We start from the raw sequence: 25,976 nt of genomic DNA, 5'->3' as shown, positions 1-25,976 counted from the left end.
GGGGACACTGTGGAAATTTCCACCAGACCTTTCCGAAAGGACGATTTGTCCCGCTGCCTTCTCATCGAAGAACATACCGCCCCGAAAAACCGGTATTTTGCCGATGTGGCCGATTACTTCACCACCACCCGTGGCGAGCTCACCGTGGCCCTGGCCGACGGTGAGCCCGCCGGGTTCGGCAAACTGACGGTGCTCTTTGACGGCTCGGCCTGGCTGGAACTGCTGCGGGTAGACCCCCAGTTTCAGCGCCGGGGCATGGGTATGGCCATCTACCGCCGGTATCTGGAGCAGATAAAGGACATGGGCTGCCCCCGGGCGGCCATGTACACCGGGGTCAAAAATGTGGCCAGCGCCGCTTTGGCGGAAAAAAACGGCCTGCACCGGGGAAGAGAATTCAAAGGCATGACCCTGGAGGTGGCAAATGCTCCCAAGGGCAAGGCCGATGGCCTCTCTCTGGCGGCAGACAAAGACCGGGCCGGTTTTTTGCTGGAGCCCTGCCGTCAGGCTTTCGGGGATACCATGTGCATCAATCACACCTTTTACCAGATGAATGAGGGCACCTATGGGGGCTTTGTCTCCCAGGGTTGGCTCTACGAAGGGGAAGGCTGTGTTCTGGCCCTGGGCGCCCGGTTCCAGCCCAAACGGGCCCTGTATATCGCAGGGCTGCACGGAGACCTGGAAAAAGGCCTTTCCTATGCCATCGGGCAGGCCGAGAGCCGGGGCGTGCCCCGCATCACCACCCACTTCCCCTGGGAAGACAAGGCCATGGAGGAGTTCTATCTCTCCCAGGGCTTTGTGCAGGACCCTTCTGACGATGTGGTGATGGAAGGGGACTTTTAAAAAACAAAAGAGAGCGCGGCAGCTTGCCCCTTTTGGGGCAAGCTGCCCTGCGATAGGAGGGATTTTCTTGGAACGAATACTGGACACAGACCTGCAGGATTATAAATTTTTGTCCGGGCTCAAGCTGCTGCCCGATGACCGGGCTTTGGTGATCGCCGCCAAGGCCGATCTGGAGGACAACTGCTACCGCTCCGACCTGTATCTGGTGGATTGCAAAACCGGCGCCGCCCGGCCCCTGACCTCCCATGGGGATGTGCGCAGCTTTGCCCTCTTTGGGGACAAGAGTGTCATTTTCCCCGCCATCCGGGAAAAAAAGGATCAGAAGCGGGTGGAAAACGGAGAGCTGCTCACCGTCTTTTACCAGCTGCCCCTGGACGGGGGCGAAAGCCGGGAGTGCTTCCGCTTGCCTTTGCAGGGGGCCAGCGCCCATCTGGTGCGGGAGGGGCTCTATCTCATCACCGCTGTCCACGATAACGCCCGACCGGATTTTGAATCCCTCAAAGGGGAAAAGCGCCGCCGCGCCCTTCTGGACTACCAGGAGGAAAAGGACTACCAGGTGTGTGACGAGGCTCCCTTCTGGTTCAATGGCCGGAGCTTTACCAATAAAAAGCGCAGCCGGCTGTGGCTGTATGATGTGAAGCGGAAGAAGCTGAAGCCTGTGACCGAGCCCATGTTCGACACCCGGGGCTTCACCCTCTCTCCCGACGGCAAGACCCTGGCCTATGCCGGGGCCCTCACCGACAAAAAGCTGAATATGCACTCCGGCCTGTATCTCTATGATCTGGAGACCGGGGAGACGAAAGAGCTGTTCGGGCCCGACCGGTTCAGCGGCTTGGGTTCGCTGGCCTTTGTGGGCGATCAGCTGATCTTCTCCGCCGAGGAGCACGGGGAGGACTGGATGCGCTTTGGGGGCACAAACCTCTATTCCATCCCTCTCGAAGGCGGGGAGCCTGTTATGGCTGTGCCGGTGGCCGAGACCGAGGACTTCGGCGGAAATCCCGGCAGCGACTGCCGCTATGGAAGCGGCATCCACATGAAAGCCTGTGAGGATGCCCTCTATTATGTCTCGGCCCGGGCCCATTACAGCGTGCTCTACCGGTGGCAGCCCGGCAAGGAGCCGGAAGTGCTCACCGGGGAAGATTGCTCGGTGGACTTTTTCGACATCCGGGACGGCAAGATCTTCACCGTGGGCTTTGCCGGAAACGATCTGCAGGAGGTTTACCGCCTGGAAAAGGACGGAAGCCAGAAGAAAGTCACCGGCTTCAATAAAAACGCCCTCAAGGGCAAATATGTGGCAGCACCCCAGCCCCTGACCTTTGTGAACAAAGAGGGGAACACCATCGAAGGCTGGGTGCTTCTGCCTAAAGATTACGACGAAAGCAAGACCTATCCCGCCCTGCTGGATATCCACGGCGGCCCCCGGGCCACCTTCGGCACCTGCTTCTTCCACCAGATGCAGACCATGGCCTCCGACGGCTGCTTCGTCATGTTCTGCAATCCCACCGGTTCCGGCGGACGGGGAGACAAGTTTGCCAACATCGCCGGCCGCTATGGCACCATCGATTATGAGGATCTGATGCAGTTTGTGGATGTGGTGCTGGAAAAGTACCCGGCCATCGACAAAGAGCGTCTGGGCGTGCTGGGCGGCTCCTACGGCGGCTTTATGTGCAACTGGATCATCGGCCACACCCATCGGTTCAAGGCGGCGGCTTCCCAGCGGTCCATCGCCAGCTGGATCACCTTGTTCGGCACCTGCGACATCGGCCTCAGCTTTGACCTGCGGGAGGTCCAGGCCACACCCTTCACCGATATGTACAAGATGTGGGATCAGTCCCCCATGAAGTTTGCCGACAAGGCCCGCACTCCCACTCTGTTTATCAACAGCACAGAGGACTACCGGTGCTGGATGCCCGAAGGCATTTCCATGTACACCGCCTTGCAGCTCAACGGCGTTCCTTCCCGGATGTGCATCTTCAAAGGGGAGAACCACGAGCTGTCCCGTTCGGGCAAGCCCCGTCACCGGATGCGCCGCCTGAAGGAGATCAAGAGCTGGCTCTATCGGTATGTGGGCAACGAATAAGAAGTTTCCCTCTTGACACTTTTTCGGAAATTTGGCATAATGAAACGCGTCAATAAATTTTGGCGTGAGGGAGTAGTTTGCGCGGTTTCCGCGTGTCAAGTCAACACAATGGCCCCACAGGGCCTGGCTTGCCTTAAAGAACAAGACTCATGCCCGGCGGTCCCCGTTTTGGGGGCCTTGCCGGGCGTGGGTCTTTTTTACTGCCCCGCCAAAGAAAGAGAGGAAAAACATGGGAACACTCACCCTTGTCCTGCTGGCTCTGGGGCTGGCCATGGACGCCACAGCCGTGTCGGTCTCCAACGGCATCTGCTACAAAAACGCCAAAGGAAAGGTGGCCGCCCTCTATGCCGGGCTGTTCGGCCTGTTCCAGGCGGGAATGCCTGTCATCGGTTTTGTGGCCGGGCGTAGTTTCAGCGATTTCATCTCCACCCTGGACCACTGGATTGCTCTGATCCTGCTGGGGTTCATTGGGGGCAAAATGGTCATCGAATCCATCCGGGAGATGCGGGAAAAGGAGCAGTGCGATGTGCACCGTACGCTGGATGGGCGCACCATGGTGATGCAGGCGGTGGCCACCAGCATCGACGCTCTGGCCGTGGGCATCAGCTTTGCCGTCATGAAGGTGGATATCGCTATCGCCGCCTTGTCCATCGGCTTCATCACCTTTTTCTGCAGCCTGGCGGGCACCTGGCTGGGGAAAAAGTTCGGCAGCCTCCTGGGCCGCTTTGCCGAGATCTTCGGCGGCTGCATCCTGGTGGGCATCGGCCTGAAGATCTTTATCGAGCATATGTTTTAAAAAAGCAAAAAATCCTCCAACCTGGAGGATTTTTTGCTGTATTTTGTTATGGCACGAAGATCTGCACCCAGTAGTGCTGATAGCCGCCTTCCGCCTGCACATAGCCGATGCCCACGCCGCCGATGCCCTCTTTCAGGATATTGGCCTTGTGGCCGGGGGAGTTCATCCATTGGTTCATGGTAGCCTGTACTGTGCTGTTGCCTGCCGCGATGTTCTCGCCGCCGGGGTAGTAGTCAATGCCCATCCGTCCCAGCTCGGTCCAGTAGTCTTCCCCGTTTAAGCGGGTGTGGGAGAAACTTTCGGTGATCTCCTGGGCACGGACCTGGGCGTAATCACACACTCTTTCGTCCAGGCGCAGGGGCGAAAGACCGGCATTTTGCCGCTGCTGGTTGATCTCTTTCAGCATTTCCTGGCGTTTGTAGTCCAGGGCTGCGGTCTGGATGTAAGGCTCTGCATAGGTTTCCAGCCGGGTGTAGATGGCGGCGGCCTGGGCACGGTTCACAGAGCTTTCTCCCGCGAAGGTTCCATTTTCATCCATGCCGCCGATGATCCCGGAGGCGTAAACCACCGACACGGCCTTCTGGTATTCCGCAGGAATGCTCTTCCAGTCGCCGATCTTGGCCGCGGCGCTTTCCAGCTCTTCCTCGGAAGGCAGGGCAATTCCCAGATCTTCCAGAATATTCTGCAAGATCACCGCCATATGATAGCGGGGAATGGTGGCGGTCAGATCCACTTTCGGGAGGCCTTCATACAGGCCATGGTTCTGGGCCGCCTGATCGTAGGGAGCATACCAGGGGCCATCCCCGGCGCTTCCCGCCTGACCGGCGTAGTAGCCGCGCACCAGAATGGTGATGAACTGGGCGGTGGTCAGGGAGGACTGGGGCTCAAAGAGCCGGTTGCCGTTTTGGTCTGTGCCGGTGCCTTGCAGGATGCCCTTCCCAGCGGCCTGCTGGATGTCCTCATAGGCCCAGTGGCTGGATGGCACATCGTAAAATGTGGCGGAGGCCGCCTTGATGGGGGAGGCCGCGCACAATGCCAGAACCAGCAGGGATGCCAGTTGTCGTTTCATAAAATCCTTCCTTTCTCTGTTTCTATTCCCTTTTTCTTTTCAAGGAAACAAGGGGTCAGGAATAGTGTAATTCATTTCCGCCGGTTTTGGCAAGAGGGGGATGGTGAAAATGGGAAAAAGACGAAAAAACCTTTGATTCTCTGTGGCGGAAGAGGGCAGGTTTATGCTATACTGAAACAAACCGAAACACCCTGAAAAGGAGGAAACAAAATGAAACAGATCGCATGGATCGGCACCGGCGTCATGGGGGGCCAGCAGGCGGGCCACCTGGCCAAAAACGGCTATCCGGTGAAGGCCTATAACCGCTCCCAGGACAAGTTGGAGGCATTGAAGGAGGAGTTCGGCCTCACTCCCTGTGAGACCATCGCCCAGGCGGTGGATGGAGCCGATGTGGTCTTTGTCATGGTGGGTTATCCCAAGGATGTGGAAGAAGTGTTCCTGGGCAAAGGGGGCATCTTTGAAAACGCCAAGGAAGGGGCTCTGCTCATCGATATGACCACTTCCTCTCCCTCTCTGGCCCAGCGCCTTTATGAGGAAGGGAAGAAGAAGGGCCTGCGTGTGATGGATGCCCCGGTGTCCGGCGGCGATTCCGGCGCCCGCAACGGCACTCTGTCCATCATGGTGGGCGGCGATGAAAAGGACTTTGAGGAAGCTCTGCCCCTGTTTGAATGCATGGGCAAGAACATCGTCCACATGGGCCCGGCAGGCTTTGGCCAGCACACCAAGGCGGCCAATCAGATCGCTGTGGCCGGCGCCACCGCGGCTTATACCGAAGCCCTGGTCTATGCCCAGAAGGCCGGTCTGGAGCCGGAGAAGATGCTGACCGCCATCGGCGCCGGTGCGGCCGGCAGCTGGCAGCTGAGCAACATGGCTCCCCGGGTGCTGAAGGGGGATCTGGCCCCCGGCTTTTTCGTCAAGCACTTCATCAAGGATATGAAGATCATCGAGGAAGAAGCCGGCAAATGGGGCGTGGAGCTTTCCATGCTGGATTCTGTTTTGAAGATGTATGAGGAAATGAGCCGGATGGGGCTGGATAACGACGGCACCCAGGCCCTTATCAAATACTATCAGAAATAATCAAAAAGGCCCGGAGCAAGCCGGGCCTTTTTCATCAAGAGCAAGGAGGGAACCACAGTGAAAGAATATCTGGAAAAGATCAGCTCCTTCGGCAGCGGGGAGCGGGCCCATCAACGGGTGCGGGAGATTGCATCCTTCCACCGCATCCAGTGCTCCACCGGCCTGCGTCAGGCGGCCCACCACTGCCAGCAGGTGCTGGAGAGCCAGGGGATATGCGCCCGGGTGATTTCCTATCCCTTTGACGAAAAGCACTGGTATTGGGGCCAGCGCTCCTTCCTGGAGTGGGACTGCAAGGGAGGCTGGCTGGATCTGTTGACGGAAAAGGGCCGGCAGCGTCTGGCAGATTTTGACACCTGCGCCACCTCGGTGATGCAGAAGAGCGGCCCCTGTGATTATTCCAGCCAGCCGCTGGACATCGTCCTTATGGATAAGGGCAGCCGGAAAGAGGATTATGAAGGCGTGGACCTTCAGGGCAAGCTGCTTTTCCTCCGGGAGCCTTTTGCGGCCTATATGGACTGGGCCTTCACCGAAAAAGGGGCGGTGGGCTTTGTCACCGACTATCTGCGGGAAGTGCCGGGGGTGCGTAGTCGGGAGGATCTGTATGACATCCGCAATTATACCTCCTTCTGGTGGAAGGACTGGGAAAAAGAACCTCACATCTTCGGCTTTGTCCTCACGCCCCGCCAGGGAGATGCCCTGGCGGGGCTCTGCCGGGAAATGAGAGAAGAGGGAAAATATCCCCAGGCCCTGTGCAAAATGGATACCAGATTGTATCCCGGTGAGCTGGAAGTGGTGGAGGCATTCCTCCCCGGCGAGACCGAGGAAGAGGTGCTGGTGCTGGCCCATCTGTGCCATCCCCGGCCCTCGGCCAATGACAACGCCAGCGGCTGCGCCGTGGCCATGGAGCTGCTGCGCACCCTCCATGAGCTGCTGGAGCGAGGAGAGCTTCCCCCGCTCCGGCGGGGCATCCGGGTGTGCCTGGTGCCCGAATTCAGCGGCACCTATCCCTATCTCTGCCAGCGGGAAGGGGAGCTTTCCCGTATTGTGGGAGCCATCAATCTGGACATGGTGGGCGGACGGCAGAGCCGGGGCTATGGGCCTCTTACCCTGTCGGATCAGCCCTGGAGTTCTTCCCCTCTGGTCACCGCTCTCAGCGATGTGGTGCTGCGTCAGGTGAAGAGCCAGTGTGAAGTGCTGAAACAAGGGAACATGGCCCCGCTGTTCAACAGCCACATCGGCCCCTTTGTCCCGGGCAGCGACCACATGATCCTTTCCGATCCTTTGGTGGGTATCCCTTGTCCCATGCTGGGCCAGTGGCCGGATCTTTATTATCATACCAGTGGGGACACACCGGAGCAGGTGGATCCCCAGATGCTCCACAACTCCCTGTGCATTGCCGCAGGCTTTGCCTATTCCCTGGCCAATTTCGGGGAAGAAGAGGCGGGGCGTACCTTGTGGCGGCTGAAAGGACGCCATGGGGAAGAGATGGAACGGCTGGGCGATGCCTGCCTGATAGGCGAGGACAAAACCACTCTGGGCGAAAAGGCCAGAGCCATCACCCAGTTCTATGTGCGGGGCTGTGAGGACGCCATCCGGTTGTGCCCGGCGGCCAAAGAAGCGGGCCTGCGGACAGAGGAAAGCCTGCGTCGGGCCATGGAAGAAACTCTGGAAGCACTGGGCAATCCTCCACTCCCGAAGAAAAAGGCGGGAAAAGTGCCCCAGCGCACCTTGAAGGGGCCCATCATTCACCTGGAGGATATGCCCCGGGAGGACGAAGAGAAGAAACAGGCCTACAAAGTCTATGAGGAGCAGTACAGGAAAGGCTGCCCCGATGCCATGCTCTTTGAGACCCTGCTGCTCTTTGCCGTGGATGGGGAGCGTACACTGGAAGAATGTGTCCGCCTGGCCCAGCTGGAAGCGGGAGCAGGCTCACAGGAAATGGCGGAAGCCTTTTTGAAGATCCTGGACATCGATTTGAAATAGAAATAATAGAAAAAGCGGCCAAAAGGCCGCTTTTTCTATTAAACTGTGGCAGGCCCCGGGATAATCACTCAGGCCCTTTCCCACACCCAGCTTCGTAGTATGGCTGTCCGGACACCGGACTATGGCCGTGCGGACACCGGACCTAGGCGATGACGATGGCCAGAAGCTTTGCGTCCTTCTGGGTGTTGTTTCTGGCGCTGTGGGTCTCGCCGCAGGCGGTGAACATGGCATCGCCGGGATGGAAGGTGGTCTTTTCCCCGTTGTCTGTGACCTCCAGCTCCCCTTCCAGCAGATAATAGAACTCGGCGTCCGGGCCGTGAGGATGCTCGCCGATGGAGCAGCCCGGCTCAATGGTCAGAATGGAGCACAGCTTCAGCTTTTCCCGCATCTCCGGGGCCTCAAGCAGGTCATAGGCGTGGATCACGCCCTCCCCACCCCGCAGGTTGGGCTTTTCCGATGTGCGCATCTGTTCTTTCCGGCGGATCATAAAGGCATCTTCCTTTCTCAAGATGGATAACACCAGTATAGCTTCTTCCGGGGAAAAACACAAGAAAAGAGGAGCCACGCCAGGATTTTTTGTGGTATCATAACCACAGAGCGGTTATGATACCGATTTCACGGCCGTTTTCTCGTCCCGAAAACGGGACAACCGAAAACACGGCCAATATACCACTTCGCTTCGCTTTGTGGTATCATAACCACAGAGCGGTTATGATACCGATTTCACGGCCGTTTTCTCGTCCCATAAACGGGACAACCGAAAACACGGCCATTATACCACTTCGCTTCGCTTTGTGGTATAATGAAAAATACCGGGGCAAGCCCCGGCAGAATGAAAAGGAGAGTGACACAAGATGATCGCGATCAAAAACGGCAAAGTACTCCAGCCCGACGGCAGCTTCCTGGACAACGCCACCGTTTTGGTGGAGGGCGGCCAGATCAAGGCGGTGGGCCAGCAGGTAGAGGTTCCCGCCGACGCCGAAATCGTGGACGCCACCGGCAAATGGGTGACTCCTGGCCTGATCGACGCCCATACCCATATTTCCACTTTCAACGAGCCCAACTGGCATCGTACCCGCAACGACGGCAACGAGATGAGCGGCCCCATCCAGTCCCATCTGCGTGGTCTGGACGCCCTCAACCCCTTTGACTATGCCATCGTGCCTGTGCGGGAAGCGGGCTTCACCACCTGCTACACCGGCCCTGGCTCGGGCAACCTGATCGGCGGCACCGGCGTGGCCTTCAAGCTGCGGGGCAAGGTGGCCGATGAGATGATCATCCCCGGCACCGAAGCCATGAAGATGGCTCTGGGCGAAAATGCCAAGACCAACTATGGCCCCCGGGATAAGTCCCCCATGACCCGTATGGGCAATGCCGGCGTGTGGCGGGAAGCTCTGGCCAATGCCAAGAACTATTCCGACCGTCTGCTGGCTGTGGGCGACGACCGCACCAAGATCGGCAAATACGACTTTGAGCTGGAAGCTCTGGTGCCGGTGGTTCGGGGCGAGATGCGCTGCCGCATCCATGCCCATCGGGCCGATGACATCTGCACCGCCATCCGTGTGGCCGAGGAGTTCAACCTGGACTACACCATCGAGCACGCCACCGAAGGCCATCTGATCGCCGATTATCTGGGCAAAAAGCAGGTGCGCTGCGTGGTCGGTCCTCTGCTGCTGCCTCCCGCCAAGATGGAGCTGTGGAATACCAAGCCGGAAAACGCTCAGACTCTGATCGACGCCGGCTGTCTGGTGTGCCTCACCGCCGACACCTCCTCTGAGACCAAGTGGCTGAGAAGAGACATCGGTGTGTGCATCTCCTACGGCTTGGACGAGAAGGAAGCCTTCAAGGGCGTCACCGTCAACCCGGCCAAGCTCCTGGGCATCGAGGACAAAGTGGGTTCTCTGGAAGCCGGCAAGGACGCCGATGTGGTCATCTTCGACGGCCATCCCTTCAGCAACATGACCAAGTGCGTCTTCACCATGATCGACGGCGAAGTTTATCACAACCAGCTGTAAAACTTGGTACATATAGAAAAAATCCCCGGTTTCCCGGGGATTTTTTTATACCGTAAATGCAGTTTAGTGCTTGACCCGCAGGGCTTCTTTCTGTTCGTTGAACACATAATAACCCAGGCCCAATATCATAATGGCCGCACCGATGTACATGGGCAGAGTAGGCACCTCTCCCAGGAGGAAGAAGCCGGTGAATACGGTGAACACCGGCCCCGCCAGGTTGATTACCGACACCGAGGCCGGGCGGGCATAGCGCAGAGCCCAGATGGGGATGGACAGGGCCATCAGGGTGCACACCCAGGCCAGCAGGATCAGATAGAGGATGGCCAGCGGGGGCAGGTGGAAATCAGCACCTTTGGAAGCGGCATAGATACCGGTGCACAAAGCGCCGATGGAATACTCCATGGCCAGCAGGGGCAGGAGATCCAGGGTGCGGCGCACCGCTCTGCCCAGCACGGTGTTGCCTGCATTGAACAGGGAGGACAGCAGGATGAAGAGCACGGCCAGAAAAGCCGAGCTTTCTCCCAGGTTGTCCGAGCCGATGACCATCACGCCGATGAGGCACACGCCGATGCCCGCCAGGGAGCGGAGGGAGGTCTTTTCCTTCAAAAAGAGGAAGGAAAAGAGCACCACGAACACCGCCGAGGAATTGCCCAGGGTGTTGGCCACAAAAGCGCTGGCCCCTTTCGCCATGGCCTCGGCCCAGAACAGAAGACCGGCACAGCGGCACAGGGCATAGGCGATAACCCCCACCAAAACCTTGGGGGAAATGGAGCGCAGGTTTTGCCGGCTCTCCTTCCGGGACAGGAGCAGAGGCACCAGCAGCAGGCCGACAAAGAGCATCCGGTAGAAGGTGATCACCGCCGAATCCACCCCCAGATCCACCAGCAGGCGGAGAATGGGGGAAATGAAGGAGCCGGCAAAGGTGCCCAGCAGGCAGATGGCATAGACCCGCAGCAGCTGGCGGGAGGAATTTTGACTCATGGGAAAGACTTCCTTTCACGCAGGGAATGGGGAAACAGAAAACTCAGCGGCGGGTAGACAGGGGCGAGGGAGCTGTTTTCCGCTGATAGACAAAGGCAAAGCCGGTGGCTAGCAGCAAGACGATGCCGGCAACGACGAAGGACAGGCTGGCGCCCTTGGCATAGAGGAATCCGGCCGCAAGGGAGCCGATGATGCCGCCCAGGGACTTTGTGGCGTTGTAGAAGCCCATCACCAGGTTAGAGTCGCTGCCCTCGGCCTTTTTGGCCACCATGTCCTGCAACAGGGGGATGGACACGGCGTTAAAGGCGTAAAACACCACATTGACGATAAGGAAGGGAATGCGCATTTCATCCAGGAAGAGCACGGCAAAAATGGTCAGGGTGCAGGCCGACAGCACATAGGCCACCGACCGGTTGACCTTGCCCCGGCGGATGATGGACATGCAGATGGTGGCGTTGGCCACCAGGGAGATAAAGCCGATGACACCCTTGATGGCTCCGTTGTAGGCCGAGGTGAAGCCGAACTGGTCTTTGATGAAATAGTTGAAGCACTGGTCATAGGCGGTATAGCCCAGGTTTTGCAGCGCCGTGACGGTGAACAAAATGGCAAAGAGGGCCGTCATAAACTGGCGGCTTTGCATAAAGGCGGCAAAGGGATTGGCATCCCGTACCAGGGTGCTGCGGGTGAGGGGCTGGGAAGCGATCTCCGGCCGCCGGTCGTCCCGGCAGAACAGGAAGAAGAGCAGGCCACTGGAAGCCAGACAAAAGACCTGGGGCAGGAAGGCGGCCCCCAGGGAGAACTCGCCCAGAAATCCACCGATCAGGTAGCCGAAGGCAGAAGCCACGCTCTGGATGGTGGCCAGAATGGTGAGATTGCGGCCCCGCTCCATATCGGAGGAGGTGTTGACCACATAGATCAGGCAGGCCACCGAAGCGCCGCTGATGAAGAAGCCGGAAATGCACCGGGCGGCGATGATCAGCCCTTCGGTGTGGGCCATGAAGAAGAGCAGCTGGCCGCAGGCATAACCGCAGCCGCAGATGAGCAGGGTCATACGGCTGGAGATATAGCCGGACAACTTGCCCCAGAAGGGGGAAAAGAGGAAGTTTGTGGTCTGCATGGCGGCGAAGGCCACGCCGAACATATAATCGCTGAGGTGATAGACCTTGATGAGGGTGGGAGTCACCGGGTGGGCGAAATTGGCCGCCAGGCTATAGAGGATGAGCACCAGGAAGAAAAAGATCATAGGCGGTGGGGATGATTTTTTCATGGCAGGGGAAAACTCCTTTCAGATGGACAAAAAGAGAGGCGGCCGGGACACACCAGGCCGCCCCAGGGAACAAAACTCAGCGGGAGGAAGCCGGAGCCTGCTCCGGGTTTTCTGCGGGTTCTTTCATCTTGGAATAGATGGTGGAGAAGATCACAGCGCCGAAGAACACCACGGCGGTGACCACAAAAGTCAGCTTGGAATTGACGGTGTAGAGGAAACCGGCAGACAGCGAACCGATGATGCCGCCCAAGGATTTGGTGGCGTTGTAAAAGCCCATGATCAGGTTAGAGTCCTTGCCGTTGTGGGCACGCTTTGCCACCATATCCTGCAGCAGGGGAATGGATACGGCATTGAAGGCATAGAACAGAACACTCACCGTCATAAAGGGTACCACGGCGTTGGAGAACACCACGCCCAGGCTGGTGAGGGTGCAGGCCATGAGCACATAGATCACCGAGCGGCGCACATTGGTGCGGCGGATCATCCACATACAGATGGTGGCGTTGGCTGTGAGGGACACAAAGCCGATAACGCCTTTGATCAGGCCGTTGTATTTGGAGGTCAGGCCGAACTCGTCTTTGATAAAGTAGTTGAAGCACTGTTCAAAGGCGTTGTAGCCCACATTCTGCAAAACGGTGACGGTGAAGAGCACGGCAAAGAGGACCGACATGAACTGACGGCTCTGGATAAAGGCGGCGAAGGGGTTGGCGTCGTGGATCAGATCGCCCATCTGCAATTTGCCCATGTCCACCTTCCGGTCGTCCTTGCAGAAAAAGAAGAAGAGCACGCCGCAGGTGGCCAGGCAGATGGATTGGGCGGCAAAGGTGACGCCCAGGCCGATCTCTCCCAGAAATCCGCCCACAAAATAGCCGAAAGCCCCGGCCACGCTTTGGATGGTGGCGGAAATGGTCAGGTTTTTGCCCCGATCATTGTCGGAGGAGGTGTTGACCACATAGGTGAGGAAGCTGACGAAGGCGCCGCCGGTGAAGAAACCGGCGAAGGCCCGGGCGAAGATCACCATGGCCTCGGTGCGGGCCAGGCCGAAGAGAGCCTGTCCCACGGCGTAACCGATGCCACAGACCAGCATGGCCTGGCGGCTGGAGATGTAGTTGTTGAGCTTGCCCCAGAAGGGGGAAAAGAGGAAGTTTGTGGTCTGCATAGCCGCCAGCGCCACACCGAACATATAATCGTTCAGATCATATTCCTTGATGAGGGTGGGGGTCACTGGGTGGGCGAAGCTGGCCGCCACGAAAAAGGCGGAGAGCACCACAAAAAACAGGAACATATGGTTGGATCGGGATTTTTGCTGCATGCCGTTCTTCCTTTCCCGCAATGAACCAGGCGGCCCTGCGCCGCCCGGCTCCATCGCTTTTTGCTTGATCGATCGCAACATTGAATAATGTTACAAAACTATTTATTATTTTACCGCTTGGAGCGGGGTGTAAGTCAATGGTGCAATGAACAAAAATTCTCCCTTTCCATTGGGCACTTTACCAGGCCGGCTCCCTTACCACAGGCCGGGAGGCATCTCCAGAGCGTCCCGGAGGGCGAAAAGCGCCCGGCGGCGTCTGGCCATTTCCTGGTGGGCCGCCTCCACTGTCACAGCGGTAAAGGTGATTTTGTCTCCCGGGCGGCACTGGGCCAGCACCGGCAGATCAAAGGAGGCCACGGTGGCGATCTTTCCATAGCCGCCGGTGGTCTGCCGGTCGGCCATCATGATCAGCGGGGTGCCGTCGGGCACCTGCACCGAGCCCATGGCTACGCCGTCGGAGAGGATGTTGCCGTTAAAGCCTTCACTCCGCTCAATGGCCGGGCCTTCCAGGCGGTAGCCCATCCGGTCACAGCTTTGTCCCAGGGTGTATTCCTTCTGGAGGAAGGTCCGCTTTCCCCGGGGAGAGAAGCAATCATCCTGGGGGCCCATGATCACATGGATCACCGGCACACCCTCCGGCAAAGGATAGGAGGCACTTCTCTTGTCCATGGCATTCAGCCAGAACTGGGGCTCCCGCAAAGGCAGCGTGTCTCCCTTCTGAATGGCCCGCCCCTCAAAGCCGCCGAAAGCGCCTTTCAGATAGGTGGAGCGGCTGTTCATCACAAGGGGCACATCAAAGCCGCCGTTTACCGCAAGATAGCACCGGAATCCCTTTTTGCAGGCGCCCACCTGCAAAACGCTGCCTTTTGGGGCAGAATAGGCCCGGTTCATTTCAAGGGCTTACCGTCCAGGGTGGGAGCAAATTCCCTGCCGGAGAGGGCAAAGGCCACCGGGGTTTCAAAGCGCAGCGTGGGTCCCAGGCCGGTGATCTCCAGGCAGGCCTCTCCCATGTCGTTTCCCGCCAGCAGGTTTGCGGTGTGGAGGGCTAGGCTGTCCATGGCCCCGGCCACGGGTACCCCGTATTTCTGATAGCCCAGGCGTCCTTCATCCTGCAAGGTGGTGAGCAGGCCGGGCTGCAATACAGTAATCATGCTCTTCCCCCCTCCTTCTCTTCCATTTTGCGGAAGGCCTCTTCATCAATGGGCACGAAGCGGATGCCTGCACCGGCGGACAGCAAAATGGGCTGTTCTTTCTGGGGGTCGAACAGGCGCAGGGGAGTGCGGCCGATGAGCTGCCAGCCGCCAGGGGAGACGATGGGATAAACCCCGGTTTGTTCGCCCGCAATGCCCACCGAGCCGGCCGGGATGTGAATACGGGGCTCCTTCCGCCGGGGAGCGGCGATGGAGGGGTCCATGCCTCCCAGATAGGGAAAGCCGGGGGTGAAGCCCAGCATATAGATCCGGTATGTGGGGGCGGTGTGCCGGGCGATGACCTCTTCCGGCGTCAGAGAGCAACGCTGGGCCACTTCCAGGAGATCCGGGCCATATTCCCCGCCGTAGCACACCGGGATTTCCACCACCGGAAGTTCTTCCGCTTCCTCTGCGCTTCCCTGGGCCAGGGGAGCGAGCAGATGTTTCAGCTCTTCATAGGAGAGCACCTCCGGCCGGTAGTGGACGGTGGCCGAGCGGTAAGTGGGTACCACTTCTGTGATGGCCGGGTGGGAAAGCGCCTCCACCTTCCGGGCAAAGGCGTGAACCTGCCGGTTGATATGCTCGTCGATGGTGCTTCCCCATTCCACCGTGACGGCCTGATCGCCGCAGGGGAGAAAACGCACATTTTCCATGGCTTTACCTCACAAAGGAGCCGAAGCTCTGGCAGGTGATGCCCTCTTCCGCAAGGCGGCTGCGGATGGCGGTGACAAAGGCAATGGCGCTTTCGTTGTCTCCATGGACGCAGATGCTGTCGCACTGCACCGGGATATCTTCCCCGTTTGTGGCCTGCACCTTGCCTTCCTTGATCATGCGCACCACCCGATCTAGGGCCACCTGGGTGTCGTGGATCACGGCGCCCGGCTGACTGCGGGGAGCCAGGCTGCCGTCAGGGGCATAGGCCCGGTCGGCGAAAAATTCCCGGGCGCAGGGCACGCCCATTTCTTTTGCGGCCTGCTCCATCTGGCTGCCCGCCAGAGCCAGAATGATCAGCTGGGAATCGAAATCCCGGCAGGCCCGGCACATGGCCTCAGCCAGCCGGATATCCTTGCCCGCCATGTTATAAAGGCTGCCGTGGGCCTTCATGTGCTGCACTTCCAGACCCTGGGAGTGGGCAAAGGCATAGAGCGCTCCCAGCTGGTATTTTACATAGGCATAGACCTCGTCGGGGGAAGCCTTGATCTCCCGGCGGCCGAAGCCCAGCAGATCGGGAAAGCCCGGGTGAGCTCCCACGGCCACATGATGCTGTTTGGCCATGGCCACGGTTTTCTCCATCACCAGGGGATCACCGGCGTGCCAGCCGCAGGCGATGTTCACCGAGGTCACATGGGGAACCACTTCTTCATCCAGTCCAATGCGGTAGGCACCAAAGCTTTCGCCCAGGTCACAGTTCAGATCGATGCGATCCATAAAATATCACCTCTCTGAAAAAATGATAGCACACCCCCTTTCCTTTTTCCACCGGCCGGAAAAATTCCGAAGGAAAAAAAGCGGGGTTTTCAAAAAAGGAAAAGGGTGCTATCATGCAGTCAGAACCAAGGAAAAAGGAGGCAGAAGTCATGTTTGAAAAACTGGTGGCCATCGAGCCCATCGGAGTGGACGAAGAGCATGTGGAAAAGCTGAAAACCCTGTGCCGGGAGTATGTGGCCTATGAGGACATTCCCCAAAGCCCGGAAGAAGTGATCCGCCGCATCGGAGACGCCGACGGGGTTCTGGTATCCTTTACCACCCTCATTCCCCGGGCGGTGATAGAGGCCTGTCCCAATGTGCGGTATATCGGAATGTGCTGTAGCCTGTACGATGAGCAAAGCGCCAATGTGGATATTCCCTGCTGCCGGGAAAAGGGCATCGCCGTCACCGGCATCCGGGATTATGGCGACCCGGGCGTCACCGAGTTTGGCATCAGCCGCTTGGTGGATCTGCTCCATGGTTTCGGGGAGCATCAGTGGAAGGAGCGCTCCACCGAGCTGACCGGCGTGAAATGCGGTATTGTGGGTCTGGGCACCACCGGCATCCTCATGGCCGATGCCCTTCAGTTTTTCGGGGCGGAGGTCTATTATTACAGCCGCACCAGAAAACCGGAACAGGAAGAGAAGGGCTTTGTCTATCTCCCGCTGCCGGAGCTTCTGGAAAAATGCGAGATCATCTCCACCCATCTGAACAAAAACACCATTTTACTCCATGAAAAGGAGTTTGAGCAGATGGGAAATGGAAAGATCCTGCTGAACACCGCCATTGGCCCCTCTTTCGATGTGTCTGCGCTGAAAAAATGGCTGGAGGCAAGCCGGCAGAACTATTATATCTGCGATGAGACCGGCATGACCGGCTGCCATGAGGAGCTGGCAGACCTGCCCCAGGTGCTCTATACGCCCAGGTATTCCGGCTCGGGTATCCAGTGTACCCAGCGCCTGAGCCAGAAAGTGACAGAGAATGTGGAAAAATTTTTGGAAGAGCATAAATAGGTTTTCCTTGCAGATACTCTTTGTGTACCCCGTGGGAAAACAAAAAAACAAGGCCTGGGGACCCCTATGGGCGCAGGCCCTGCGGGAACAGGCCAGAAATGCAAAGAAAAGGCCCGGCGAAAAAAGCCGGGCCTTTTTGCGTGTGTTGGAAAAATCAGACTTTCTGATAGAGACGGTAGAGCAGCAGGATGCTCTGTTCCACTGTGCAGGACTGCTTGGGAGAAGCGGTAGATTGGGAGGTGCCGTTCATGATGGCGTTGGCGGCCAGTTTACCCACCCCTTCTACGGCCCAATCGGAGATCTGGGCTTTGTTCTGGAAGGCCTCCGCCGAGCCGGCCGCGGGAGTCAGCGCCTTGCCGGTCTCTTTTTCCATGTACTGCACCGCCCGGTAGATCATGGTGGCGATCTGTTCCCGGTTGGTGGTGGTCTTGGGCTCGAATGTTCCGTCGCCCATGCCGGTGATGATGCCGGCCTGGTAGGCTTTCAGAATGGCCGGGCTGGAAGTGTCGCTGAATGTGTCCGAGGGGGCCTGTGCAAGTTCCTTGCCCAGGGCCTTTTCAGTGAGGTTGACAATCAGCTGGGCAAACTGCTCCCGGGTGATGGCCTGGGTAAAGGCTAGCTGTTGGTGAGGGCGCCGGTTTTGTCGATGTAGCCCGCCTTGCCGGTGTTCTTGTCGATGACAGCGGCCAGCCCATCAAAAAAGTCGTATACATAGGAGAAGCGGCCCCGGTTCAGGTCCACGATATTGGACTGCTGGTCCATATACATCCACACACCGTCCACCAGCACCGGCTTCAGTCCTTCCCGGAAGGGACGGGAGCCGTATTCCGCCACCTGAGCCCGGGTCTCCGCTGCGGCCTGGGGCTGGGGAAGCGAGGCGGCCGACGCCGGCAAAGCCGGGGAAGCCGTGGTCAGCGCCGCCAGCAATAGGGCGATCCAACTTTTCTTCATCTTGTTCATTCTTTCTGTTTTTCATGTCTTGCGAAATAAAATTTCCAGGCAAAGTATAGCATATGGAACGAAGTTCCACAAGAAAGTTTTCCAGTTCCAGGATGGGAGGGGTGGGAAGCGGGAAGAAAGGGGGACTTTTTTGGCGAAATGGGGCAGGAGGTGAAAACAAGTTGTGAAGAATGGCCCATGGCCGTTGACAGGGCCTTTGCATGGCGGTACACTAAAAACCATGTGCAGATCCATGGGCGGCCTGGCCGCAGAAGGAGGAATGGAATAAATGGTAAGCGTAGGCTCCATCCTGGCGATGATCTTCACCTTGACGGCGGCCTTTTTTCTGCCCATCATCGGAGCGGTGGTTCTGTGTGCTGCCGGGAGGCTCTCCTGGCGCAGTCTGATTACCGGCTTTTTCTTCTATGCGGTGCTCCAGGCGCTGTTCCGTCTGCCGGTGCTGTGGCTGATTTATAAGATCCCGGCGGTACAGTCTTTTGCCTATAGTCTGGTGGGCAATGCACTGCTTATGGCCATCACCACCGCCTTTTTTGAAACGGCCGCCCGGTTTCTGGGGGGACGGCTGGTGCTGGGGCGGAAAGGGCGGAGCATCACCCCCTCCGACAGCATCGGCTATGGTCTGGGCCACAGCATTGCCGAAACCTTTTTCCTCATGGGCCTCAGCTATTTTGGCAATCTGATGCTGGCCTTTGCCCTCAATCAGAATGGCCTGTCCAATTATAGTGAAGTATTCGGCCAGGAAGCGGCGGTGCAGGTCTATCAGGTGCTCACCGGCACCCCGGCCCTGGAGTTTGCCGCCGGAGGCGTGGAGCGGATTTTCTATACTATCATCCAGATCGTCCTCACCGGCCTTGTGTTCCATGGCCTCCGCCGCCGCAGCATGAAGCCGGTGCTGCTGGCTGCGCTGGCTCACTTCCTCACGGTGTTCGGCACCGCCATTCTCCAGCCCCATGGAGTGTGGGTGGGGGAGGTCTACATCTTCCTCATGGCCATGGTGCTCCTTTTGGGTCCGGCTCCCATGCTGTGGCCCCGTCGGAAGGCGCCGGTCATCCCGGAGGGGATGGAAGAGCTTTCGGCGCCGGAGGAGATGGCAGAGACAGAAAAAACGGAAGCAACAGAAACAGAAGAAACCCAGGAAGAGGGAGAGCCTCAGCCTTCTCCGGAGGAAAAATAACAAAACACCGTTCCCAAAATCCTGGGAACGGTCAGACTGTCGAAAAACCTATATAACGAAAAGGGTCGTCCGCCCTACCCCTATAAATCCGCAAAAAGCCGCGACCTGTGCGTGGCTTTTTGCACTTCTCAAGGGGCAAGTGTGCGCCAAAGGCGTGCATACAGCCCCTTGCAAAAACTCGAAAAAGTGGCCTAAGCCACTTTTTCGACACGCTCACCGTTCCCAAGATCCTGGGAACGGTGTTTGCTTTTATTCAATGATAATGTCGTCGGTCTCGGTGACCACCGAGAAAAAGGAGCGCCCCGGGCGCACCTGCAGGGGATTTCCCTTTTCATCGAGCAGCTCCAGGGAAGAGGCGCTTCCGGCCTTTTTCCAGGTGATGGGCACGAACCGGCCCTCGCTGCAATAAAAGCCCTGGCCCTCGCCGGTGGTGTCCACTTCCACCAGGTGCAGCTCGCTCCCCGGCACATCGGTGAGAGGCATCCGCAAAACGAACACATTTTCAAAAGCCAGCTGGGTATCGTACCAGGCGTCCATCTGGGGCTTTCCGTATTGATACCGCAGATAGACACCACGCTCAGGATCGTATTCAAAATAGGGCTTGTGGTTTTTGGAGAAGGTCACCTGCACCCGCTGGGCGCTGGCCCCATTTTTGGCGCTGTGTTCCTGGGAGAAAGAGAAGAAAGAGGCGTCGGTGCCGCGGGACAGATCCTGATCCAAAGTGCTCAGCGCCTGATCGATCCGCTCGCCGCTGGTGATGACGCTGTGCTCCAATCCTAGTTCCTTCCGGCGGCTGGGGTCACGGACGAACAGGCTGCCTTCCCAGCCGTCCCGGATGCCGTCCATGGCGATGAGGCCCTCTTTTCGCTCCCGGGCGATCTTTTCATAGGCGGGCACACTGCCGCCGAAATGGAGGTACAGGGCGTCAAAGCCTCGGGCCATGTCGATGAAATAGGGCCGGGCCGAACGCACCGAGCCCAGGGCCTCCACAGAGGAAGGGTCCTGGAACAGAGCCAGAAACCGGGTAATCCGCCCTTCGGCGATCATTTCAAAGATCACATCGGCCTGGGAGATACCCCACTGAGGCAGGCTATTGGAACTGTTGCTGATCATCACGCCCACCGGCTTTTGGGAAACACTGTTTTCCGTCATGCCGGTTTCCAGTCCGGTGAGGGGATTGAGGGGACCCTGGGGAACTTCCGGCTCCGGCCCTTCGGGTTCTTCTGTGGGGGCCGGAGCGGTTTTCTCCTGGGTCTTTTCCGGCGGGGGATCGCTTTTTTGCAAAAGGGTGCAGCCGGAAAGCAGGGCAAAGAGAAGACAAAGGGACACAAAACGGGAACGCATCAAAAGACCTCCCTTGTATTCTTGTTTATTCCTCAGAGGATTTTTCAGCCAGCAGGATTTTCAGAATGTCGCTGTACACCGATTCGGCATTCTGGCGGAAATTTTCCTCCACCAAGGCGCACTGACGGCTGTTCATCACCAGCACATCCATGGAGAGCACCGTTTCCTGGGGATCGCTGATGGCCAGATGCACCTGGAAAGTGCCGTTTTCCCCAGGGGTGTGGAAGGCGGTGATGGAGGAATCCCGGCGGATCTTGCGCACCACCCGGGCGGCGGCCGTCTGGGCTTTGTCCCGCACGCTGATGGGGAGATCCTCCTGGAAGATCTGGGCGGCCTCCCGGCCCAGGGGAGTGATGGTATAGACGGCCTTGCCCTCTTCATCCTCCAGGCGGCGCACATGGCCGGTACTCTGCAGCTCGGCAAAGGCTTCAGAAAACTCGAAATAGCCGAAGGCGTCGTCGATGAGACAGATGTCCAGCAGATCCGGCTCGCCCACAGGGAAGGGGAGCTGGCTCATGGCAAAGAGGATAAAATATTTGATGTCGTCTTTTTCACGGAGATAACCGGTGGTCATAGGCAGTTCTCCTTTTCGGGTTTGAATGAAAATTCGCTCTATATACAGTATACCATATTGTATTCACAAAAAGGAAGAAAGAAAACTTGCTTTCCCCGCCTGGCCCCTCCATAATAAAGAAAAAGAAAAAGGAGGAAATACCATGGAGGACAGACTGCGGCCCAACTGGTTTGACCGGGAAGCGGGTGCGCTGCGCATTGTAGACCAGACCCTTTTGCCGGGGGAAGTACAATACCGGGAGCTGAAAACGGCGGAGGAGGTGTGGACAGCCATCCGCATTTTGCAGGTGCGGGGGGCTCCGGCCATCGGGGTGGCTGCTGCCTATGGCGCCTGTCTGGGGGCCCGGGAGAAAAATCCCCAAAGCCCTCAGGAACTGGAAAAAGTGTTGGGGGAGACCTGTGCCTATCTGAAAACCTCCCGTCCCACAGCGGTCAATCTTGCCTGGGCCCTCTCCCGAATGGAAAAATGTCTGGCTGCCTGCCCCCATGAGTGGGATGTATCCGCCCGCCTGGATGCTCTATTGCAGGAAGCCGATTCCATTTTGCAGGAGGACGAGGAACAGAACCTTTGCATTGCCCGCCATGGTTTGTCCCTTTTGCAGCCGGGCATGGGACTTCTGACCCATTGCAATGCAGGAGAGCTGGCCACTTCCCGGTGGGGCACGGCCCTGGGGCCCATTTTGCTGGGCCAGCAGGAGGGATACGGCTTCCATGTGTATGCCGATGAGACCCGGCCCCTTCTCCAGGGGGGCCGGCTCACCGCCTTTGAGCTTTGCCGGGCCGGGGTGGATGTGACCCTTCAGTGTGACAACATGGCCGCCAGTCTCATGGCGGCGGGAAAAGTCCAGGCCGTGCTGGTGGGGTGCGACCGGGTGGCCCGCAACGGGGACACTGCAAACAAGATCGGCACATTGTCTTTGGCAATACTGGCCCGGCACTATGGCATCCCCTTTTATGTGCTGGGACCCACCAGTACCGTGGATCTTTCCTGCGAAAGCGGGAAAGATATTCCCATCGAGGAGCGGCCGGGGGAGGAGATCACCTCTCTTTGGTACCGGCAGCCCATGGCGCCCCAGGGGGTCAAGACCTATAACCCCGCCTTTGATGTGACCCCGGCCCCGTTGATTTCCGCCATCATCACCGAAAAAGGAGTGGCCCAGGCCCCCTTTACAGACAGCCTTACAGCGATGGTTCAGGGATGAAAAAGGGAAAAGCAGGCACAAAATCCCCTGATGGTCCATAAAATGGCCATGAGGTGGTGAATAAAGTGAAGGAACAGAGTTTGCAGCGGGAAGGCTTTTTTGGAAAGAGGAAGGTGCTTTGCTGTCAGGTGCGGTATCCTCTGCTGGAAAAGGGGGATGCCCCCGGGGGAGAAGGCTGGATTTCCGCCTTTTATGCCCGAGAGGCCCGGGAGAGCCTGGAAAAACTTTGCAGGAAGTGGTACCCTCTGGCCTGCCGCGCATCCCACCGGCTGGGGGAGGATTTTTCTCCCGTGGAAGTGCGCCGGGAATACACGGTGATTTATCAGGGAGAGGACTTTTTCTCGGCCTTTCTGGATACCTTCGTGTTCCGCGGGGAGCGGGAGCTGGACCGGAGCCGGGTCAGTCACACCTTTTCTCTTTCAGAGGGCTGCTATGTGCCTCTTTCTGCTCTTTTTCGTCCAGGCTTCCCCTACCGCCAGACCATTTTGCATCAGGTGGAGCAAATGGTCTCCCGCCAAAGCCAGCGCCAGCCCGAGGAATACTATGTGGACTGGCCCCGGCTGCTTTCTCCCCGGTTTTCCCCGGAGAATTTTTATCTGGCCTCGGAAGGGCTGGTGGTCTATTATCCCCGCCGGGCCCTGGGGCCTTCCGTGCTGGGTCTGCCCTCTTTCCTTCTTCCCTATCCGCTGTTCGGAAGCGGTCTGATTCCCGAGCTGTAGCGGGAGGAGGCATGGACAAAAAAGGCCGGGCGTGGTACACTGGAAAGGCTGAAAACAAGGAAACGCGCAGACATACAGGATGGGATGGATATGAAAAGGAAAAAAAGAAAGAGCCGCTGGGAAAAGCGGCTGTGCCTCACGGGTGTGGGCGTCAGCGTGGTGCTGCTGGCCCTGGCCCTTTACATGGCTTTCCGGGCCGATTGCTTGCTGCCGGAAGGGATGTACCGGCAGCTGGTCCCGGTGACCCAGGAGGATATGGACCCAGCCTTGCCCAAAGGAAGCCTGGCCGTGGTCAACGAGCTGGAGACGCCTCATGAGCGGGGCGTGGCCGCCTATCAGACCTCGGATGGACAGGTGGCCTTTGGCCGGGTGAAGGAGGAGACTGTGGAAGGGTACACCCTGGGCTTTGACCAGGAGGATGAAACCTTCCAGGTGGAGCGGAAACAGGTGCTGGGGGCCGTGGGAGTGTATGTCTCCGGTCTGGGCGGACTGGTGACGGTGCTTTCCACCTATCGTCTCACCCTGGCCGCAGCTGTGGCCCTGTATCTGCTTTTCCTGGTGGCCATGGTATGCACCAGAGGCCCCCGCCGCAGAGCCAAACGCCGCCGGGAGCTGATGGAGCTCTTCGCCTTTTACGGGGAAAAGTACGATTTGGAAGAGGCCGATATTGAGTATTAAGAAAAAGCCCTGCCGATGGCTGCGGCAGGGCTTCTTTTTGTCTGGAGTTTGCCGGGAAGATGAAGGAAGTATTACACAAAAGTGAAGGCTTGGAGAAAAAAGAGGGCATTGGGCATGAAAAATTCACAAAAAATATTAGAAATAGAGACTTAATAATTAGGAAACAAAGTGCAGAAAAAACGGGGAAAAACACCCCTTCGGGGATGGGAGAGGCCAAAGAGGGAAGAAATTTATGGATAATCTGCAAAACAGGTGAAACTGCATTGTGGAACATGACCAAAAAATGAACAAATTGCAAACAAATCAAAAAAGTAAAATTGTTGAATAACACCACAAAAAGGCGGAAAATGTTGTGCATTACTGGGGAATATGACCAGTAATTATGATGTGGGACCAAAGTTCCGGTTGCAATAAAATATTACAACATATATAATCAAATCACGAACACAGCTTCCGGAATTGTGCACAGTGCTGAGGTTCTATTATGGGTCTATCCGGCGGTCGGGAACGGCCGCCGGTAAAAAAATTTATGAGGTGAGAACATTATGAGTGAGAACATTATGAGAAAGAGGAATTTGCGTGCCATCAGCTTATTGCTGGCCGGCGTCATGTCCCTGGGCCTCTTTGCTGGCTGCTCCAAAGACAGCGGCGACAAGAAAGATCCCGGTAAGGGCGGCGGCGCGAAGGACAGCATCGTCATCGCCACCATGGGCGAGACTCCCTCTCTGTCCCCCACCGAGCACAACGCTGTGGCTGGTTCTTACATGAACATACTGACCTACAATACTCTGTTTAGCTCCGATATGGATATGCAGCCCCAGCCCGATCTGGCTGAGAGCTATGAGAATGTGGACGAAAGCACCTGGCATTTCAAGATCAAGGAAGGCGTCAAGTTCCACAACGGCGACACTATGACAGTGGATGATGTGGTAGCCTCCCTCCAGTGGGCCCAGGGCTTCGCCGAAGTCAACCTCTATAACAAGAACTTCGTCTCCATCTCCAAGGTGGATGACAGCACTGTTGAGATCAAGACCGACGGCCCCGACGCCATGGTTCTGCTGAACCTGTGCCATCACGGCAACGCCATCGTTCCCAAGAAGCTCATCGACGAAGGGCATGACTTCAACACCGATCCCATCGGCACCGGCCCGTACAAGCTGGTTGAGTGGAAGCGCGGCGACAGCCTGACCTTCGAAGCTTTCGAAGACTTTTATAAGGGCGCTCCCAAGATCAAGAACATGACCTGGAAGATCATCCCTGAAGGCTCTTCCCGTACCATCGCTTTGGAAGCCGGCGAGATCGATTTTATCGTGGAAGTGGAAGCCATGGACGCTGATCGTCTGAAGGAAAACAGCGATCTGAAGGTCATCAGCTTTGAGCACACCAGCCACAACTGGCTGATGCTGAACAACGAGAAGCCCGGTCTGGACAACCAGAATGTGCGTCACGCTATCAACAGCGCCATCGACAAGGAAAGCGTTGTCACCGTTGCCTATAACGGCCTGGCTACTCCTTCCTGGACCGCTACTCCCAGCAACTTTGCTGGCACCACCAATGAAAATGCCGACACTTATGATGTGGAAAAGGCAAAGCAGTATCTGGAAGAATCCGGTGTGGATCCCGCTTCCGTCAAGTTCTCCATCATCTGCTCTGACGACACCAAGAAGCGCGCCGGCGAAGTGGTGCAGGCCAACCTGAAGGAAATCGGCATCAACTGCGAAATCGAGAGCATGGACCTGGCTACCTATCTGTCTGCTACAGCTGAAGGCGATTACACTGCAGCTATCGGCGGCTACACCTCCAGCGACCTGCTGAGCTATGTGGTAGGCGTGTATCACAGCTCCTCCATCAACGCTTCCAACAAGACCCGTCTGCGTGACGCCGAAGTGGATGCCCTGATCGATCAGGCTAAGACAACTTTGGATGAAAACGAAAGAGTTGCCATTTTTGAGAAGCTGTCCGCTCGCCTGAATCTGCTGTGCTCCCAGGCTCCTCTGTATCAGCCCCTGACTCTGAGAGCTTACAAGGCTGGTCTGGAAGGCGTGGAAGTCAGCGACAGCGGCACCATCTATTTTGAGAATGTTTACTGGGCTGAATAAGCACAGTTGACAGAGAGAAATAGCTCCGTTACCCCGCGCTGTTCCCGGGCCAGACGGCCCGGGAACAGTGCCGCCCTATTTCCCGCTTTGGGACCGGCAGCCGCGAAAGGCGGCCTCGAAGCGGGGAATGGGGCCCA

The 25,976-nt window shown here is 57.7% G+C and carries 24 protein-coding genes and 1 pseudogene; 13 read left to right on the top strand and 12 right to left on the bottom strand.

Annotated features, from left to right (window positions below):
- The first annotated feature begins 9 nt into the window (after positions 1–9).
- From KQI26_RS00260 to KQI26_RS00250, 3 genes are all read left to right on the top strand, one after another.
- A complete protein-coding gene (locus tag KQI26_RS00260; RefSeq protein ID WP_216502672.1) occupies positions 10–840 on the top strand; it encodes a GNAT family N-acetyltransferase in 831 nt (276 codons plus the stop codon).
- 67 nt (positions 841–907) lie between these two features.
- On the top strand, positions 908–2,920 hold the full coding sequence (locus KQI26_RS00255) for a S9 family peptidase (protein WP_216502671.1): 2,013 nt from the start codon (positions 908–910) through the stop codon (positions 2,918–2,920).
- Positions 2,921–3,149: 229 nt separating this feature from the next.
- Entirely contained in the window at positions 3,150–3,716 is a 567-nt protein-coding gene (locus KQI26_RS00250) for a manganese efflux pump MntP family protein (RefSeq protein ID WP_216502670.1), read from the top strand.
- 46 nt (positions 3,717–3,762) lie between these two features.
- Here KQI26_RS00250 and KQI26_RS00245 read toward each other — a convergent pair whose 3' ends face one another.
- Positions 3,763–4,785, bottom strand: coding sequence for a CAP domain-containing protein (locus tag KQI26_RS00245; RefSeq protein WP_216502669.1), 1,023 nt, complete (start codon positions 4,783–4,785; stop codon positions 3,763–3,765).
- A gap of 210 nt (positions 4,786–4,995) precedes the next feature.
- Between KQI26_RS00245 and KQI26_RS00240 the strand changes: the two genes are divergently transcribed.
- Positions 4,996–5,862: an NAD(P)-dependent oxidoreductase gene (locus KQI26_RS00240; protein WP_118747898.1), complete on the top strand. Its 867-nt coding sequence runs from the start codon at positions 4,996–4,998 to the stop codon at positions 5,860–5,862.
- Between the two features lie 57 nt (positions 5,863–5,919).
- Positions 5,920–7,845 (top strand): DUF4910 domain-containing protein, encoded by a 1,926-nt coding sequence (locus KQI26_RS00235; protein WP_216502668.1) that lies wholly within the window; start codon positions 5,920–5,922, stop codon positions 7,843–7,845.
- A 142-nt stretch (positions 7,846–7,987) separates the two neighbouring features.
- Here the strand turns inward: KQI26_RS00235 and KQI26_RS00230 are convergent, their stop codons facing one another.
- Positions 7,988–8,332, bottom strand: coding sequence for a cupin domain-containing protein (locus KQI26_RS00230; protein WP_216502667.1), 345 nt, complete (start codon positions 8,330–8,332; stop codon positions 7,988–7,990).
- A gap of 367 nt (positions 8,333–8,699) precedes the next feature.
- On the opposite strand from KQI26_RS00230, the gene KQI26_RS00225 reads away from it, so the two are divergent.
- Positions 8,700–9,860 carry an amidohydrolase gene (locus KQI26_RS00225; RefSeq protein ID WP_118428066.1) on the top strand — a complete coding sequence of 387 codons (1,161 nt, stop codon included), beginning with the start codon at positions 8,700–8,702 and terminating at the stop codon, positions 9,858–9,860.
- Between the two features lie 63 nt (positions 9,861–9,923).
- Here KQI26_RS00225 and KQI26_RS00220 read toward each other — a convergent pair whose 3' ends face one another.
- From KQI26_RS00220 to KQI26_RS00195, 6 genes and pseudogenes are all read right to left on the bottom strand, one after another.
- The gene (locus KQI26_RS00220) at positions 9,924–10,841 is read right to left on the bottom strand and encodes a DMT family transporter (RefSeq protein ID WP_216502666.1); all 918 of its coding nucleotides are present in this window, start codon (positions 10,839–10,841) and stop codon (positions 9,924–9,926) included.
- A 43-nt stretch (positions 10,842–10,884) separates the two neighbouring features.
- Positions 10,885–12,108, bottom strand: a complete 1,224-nt coding sequence (locus tag KQI26_RS00215; RefSeq protein ID WP_216502665.1) for an MFS transporter — start codon at positions 12,106–12,108, stop codon at positions 10,885–10,887.
- A 76-nt stretch (positions 12,109–12,184) separates the two neighbouring features.
- Positions 12,185–13,420, bottom strand: a complete 1,236-nt coding sequence (locus KQI26_RS00210) for an MFS transporter (RefSeq protein ID WP_216502664.1) — start codon at positions 13,418–13,420, stop codon at positions 12,185–12,187.
- A 195-nt stretch (positions 13,421–13,615) separates the two neighbouring features.
- Positions 13,616–14,478: pseudogene (locus tag KQI26_RS00205) on the bottom strand (biotin-dependent carboxyltransferase family protein).
- Positions 14,479–14,567: 89 nt separating this feature from the next.
- Positions 14,568–15,263: a 5-oxoprolinase subunit PxpB gene (gene pxpB / locus KQI26_RS00200; protein WP_216502663.1), complete on the bottom strand. Its 696-nt coding sequence runs from the start codon at positions 15,261–15,263 to the stop codon at positions 14,568–14,570.
- Between the two features lie 4 nt (positions 15,264–15,267).
- The gene (locus KQI26_RS00195; RefSeq protein ID WP_216502662.1) at positions 15,268–16,038 is read right to left on the bottom strand and encodes a LamB/YcsF family protein; all 771 of its coding nucleotides are present in this window, start codon (positions 16,036–16,038) and stop codon (positions 15,268–15,270) included.
- Positions 16,039–16,187: 149 nt separating this feature from the next.
- Here KQI26_RS00195 and KQI26_RS00190 point away from each other — a divergent pair, with 149 nt between their 5' ends.
- Positions 16,188–17,090, top strand: a complete 903-nt coding sequence (locus KQI26_RS00190) for an NAD(P)-dependent oxidoreductase (protein ID WP_216502661.1) — start codon at positions 16,188–16,190, stop codon at positions 17,088–17,090.
- 154 nt (positions 17,091–17,244) lie between these two features.
- Here the strand turns inward: KQI26_RS00190 and KQI26_RS00185 are convergent, their stop codons facing one another.
- Both KQI26_RS00185 and KQI26_RS00180 read right to left on the bottom strand, forming a co-directional pair.
- A complete protein-coding gene (locus KQI26_RS00185; RefSeq protein WP_371744046.1) occupies positions 17,245–17,580 on the bottom strand; it encodes an S-layer homology domain-containing protein in 336 nt (111 codons plus the stop codon).
- A 125-nt stretch (positions 17,581–17,705) separates the two neighbouring features.
- Complete coding sequence (locus KQI26_RS00180) at positions 17,706–18,041, bottom strand: hypothetical protein (protein ID WP_216502660.1); 336 nt, start codon at positions 18,039–18,041, stop codon at positions 17,706–17,708.
- 277 nt (positions 18,042–18,318) lie between these two features.
- On the opposite strand from KQI26_RS00180, the gene KQI26_RS00175 reads away from it, so the two are divergent.
- Positions 18,319–19,224 (top strand): YhfC family glutamic-type intramembrane protease, encoded by a 906-nt coding sequence (locus tag KQI26_RS00175; RefSeq protein WP_216502659.1) that lies wholly within the window; start codon positions 18,319–18,321, stop codon positions 19,222–19,224.
- Between the two features lie 249 nt (positions 19,225–19,473).
- On the opposite strand, the gene KQI26_RS00170 is transcribed toward KQI26_RS00175, so the two are convergent.
- Both KQI26_RS00170 and KQI26_RS00165 read right to left on the bottom strand, forming a co-directional pair.
- A complete protein-coding gene (locus KQI26_RS00170; RefSeq protein ID WP_216502658.1) occupies positions 19,474–20,568 on the bottom strand; it encodes a DUF3048 domain-containing protein in 1,095 nt (364 codons plus the stop codon).
- A gap of 25 nt (positions 20,569–20,593) precedes the next feature.
- Positions 20,594–21,142 carry a DUF4364 family protein gene (locus KQI26_RS00165; protein ID WP_118747913.1) on the bottom strand — a complete coding sequence of 183 codons (549 nt, stop codon included), beginning with the start codon at positions 21,140–21,142 and terminating at the stop codon, positions 20,594–20,596.
- A gap of 142 nt (positions 21,143–21,284) precedes the next feature.
- Between KQI26_RS00165 and mtnA the strand changes: the two genes are divergently transcribed.
- From mtnA to KQI26_RS00140, 5 genes are all read left to right on the top strand, one after another.
- Positions 21,285–22,343, top strand: a complete 1,059-nt coding sequence (gene mtnA, locus KQI26_RS00160) for an S-methyl-5-thioribose-1-phosphate isomerase (RefSeq protein WP_216502657.1) — start codon at positions 21,285–21,287, stop codon at positions 22,341–22,343.
- A gap of 65 nt (positions 22,344–22,408) precedes the next feature.
- Positions 22,409–23,062: an RsiV family protein gene (locus KQI26_RS15475; protein WP_216502656.1), complete on the top strand. Its 654-nt coding sequence runs from the start codon at positions 22,409–22,411 to the stop codon at positions 23,060–23,062.
- A gap of 90 nt (positions 23,063–23,152) precedes the next feature.
- Entirely contained in the window at positions 23,153–23,740 is a 588-nt protein-coding gene (locus KQI26_RS00150) for a hypothetical protein (protein WP_216502654.1), read from the top strand.
- Between the two features lie 59 nt (positions 23,741–23,799).
- Positions 23,800–24,027 carry a hypothetical protein gene (locus tag KQI26_RS00145; protein WP_216502652.1) on the top strand — a complete coding sequence of 76 codons (228 nt, stop codon included), beginning with the start codon at positions 23,800–23,802 and terminating at the stop codon, positions 24,025–24,027.
- Positions 24,028–24,285: 258 nt separating this feature from the next.
- Complete coding sequence (locus tag KQI26_RS00140; protein WP_216502651.1) at positions 24,286–25,839, top strand: ABC transporter substrate-binding protein; 1,554 nt, start codon at positions 24,286–24,288, stop codon at positions 25,837–25,839.
- Positions 25,840–25,976 lie beyond the last annotated feature (137 nt).

Source organism: Intestinimonas sp. MSJ-38 (genome assembly GCF_018917925.1).
Classification (GTDB): domain Bacteria; phylum Bacillota; class Clostridia; order Oscillospirales; family Butyricicoccaceae; genus Pseudobutyricicoccus.
This window is presented reverse-complemented; position numbering and strand designations above follow the sequence as displayed.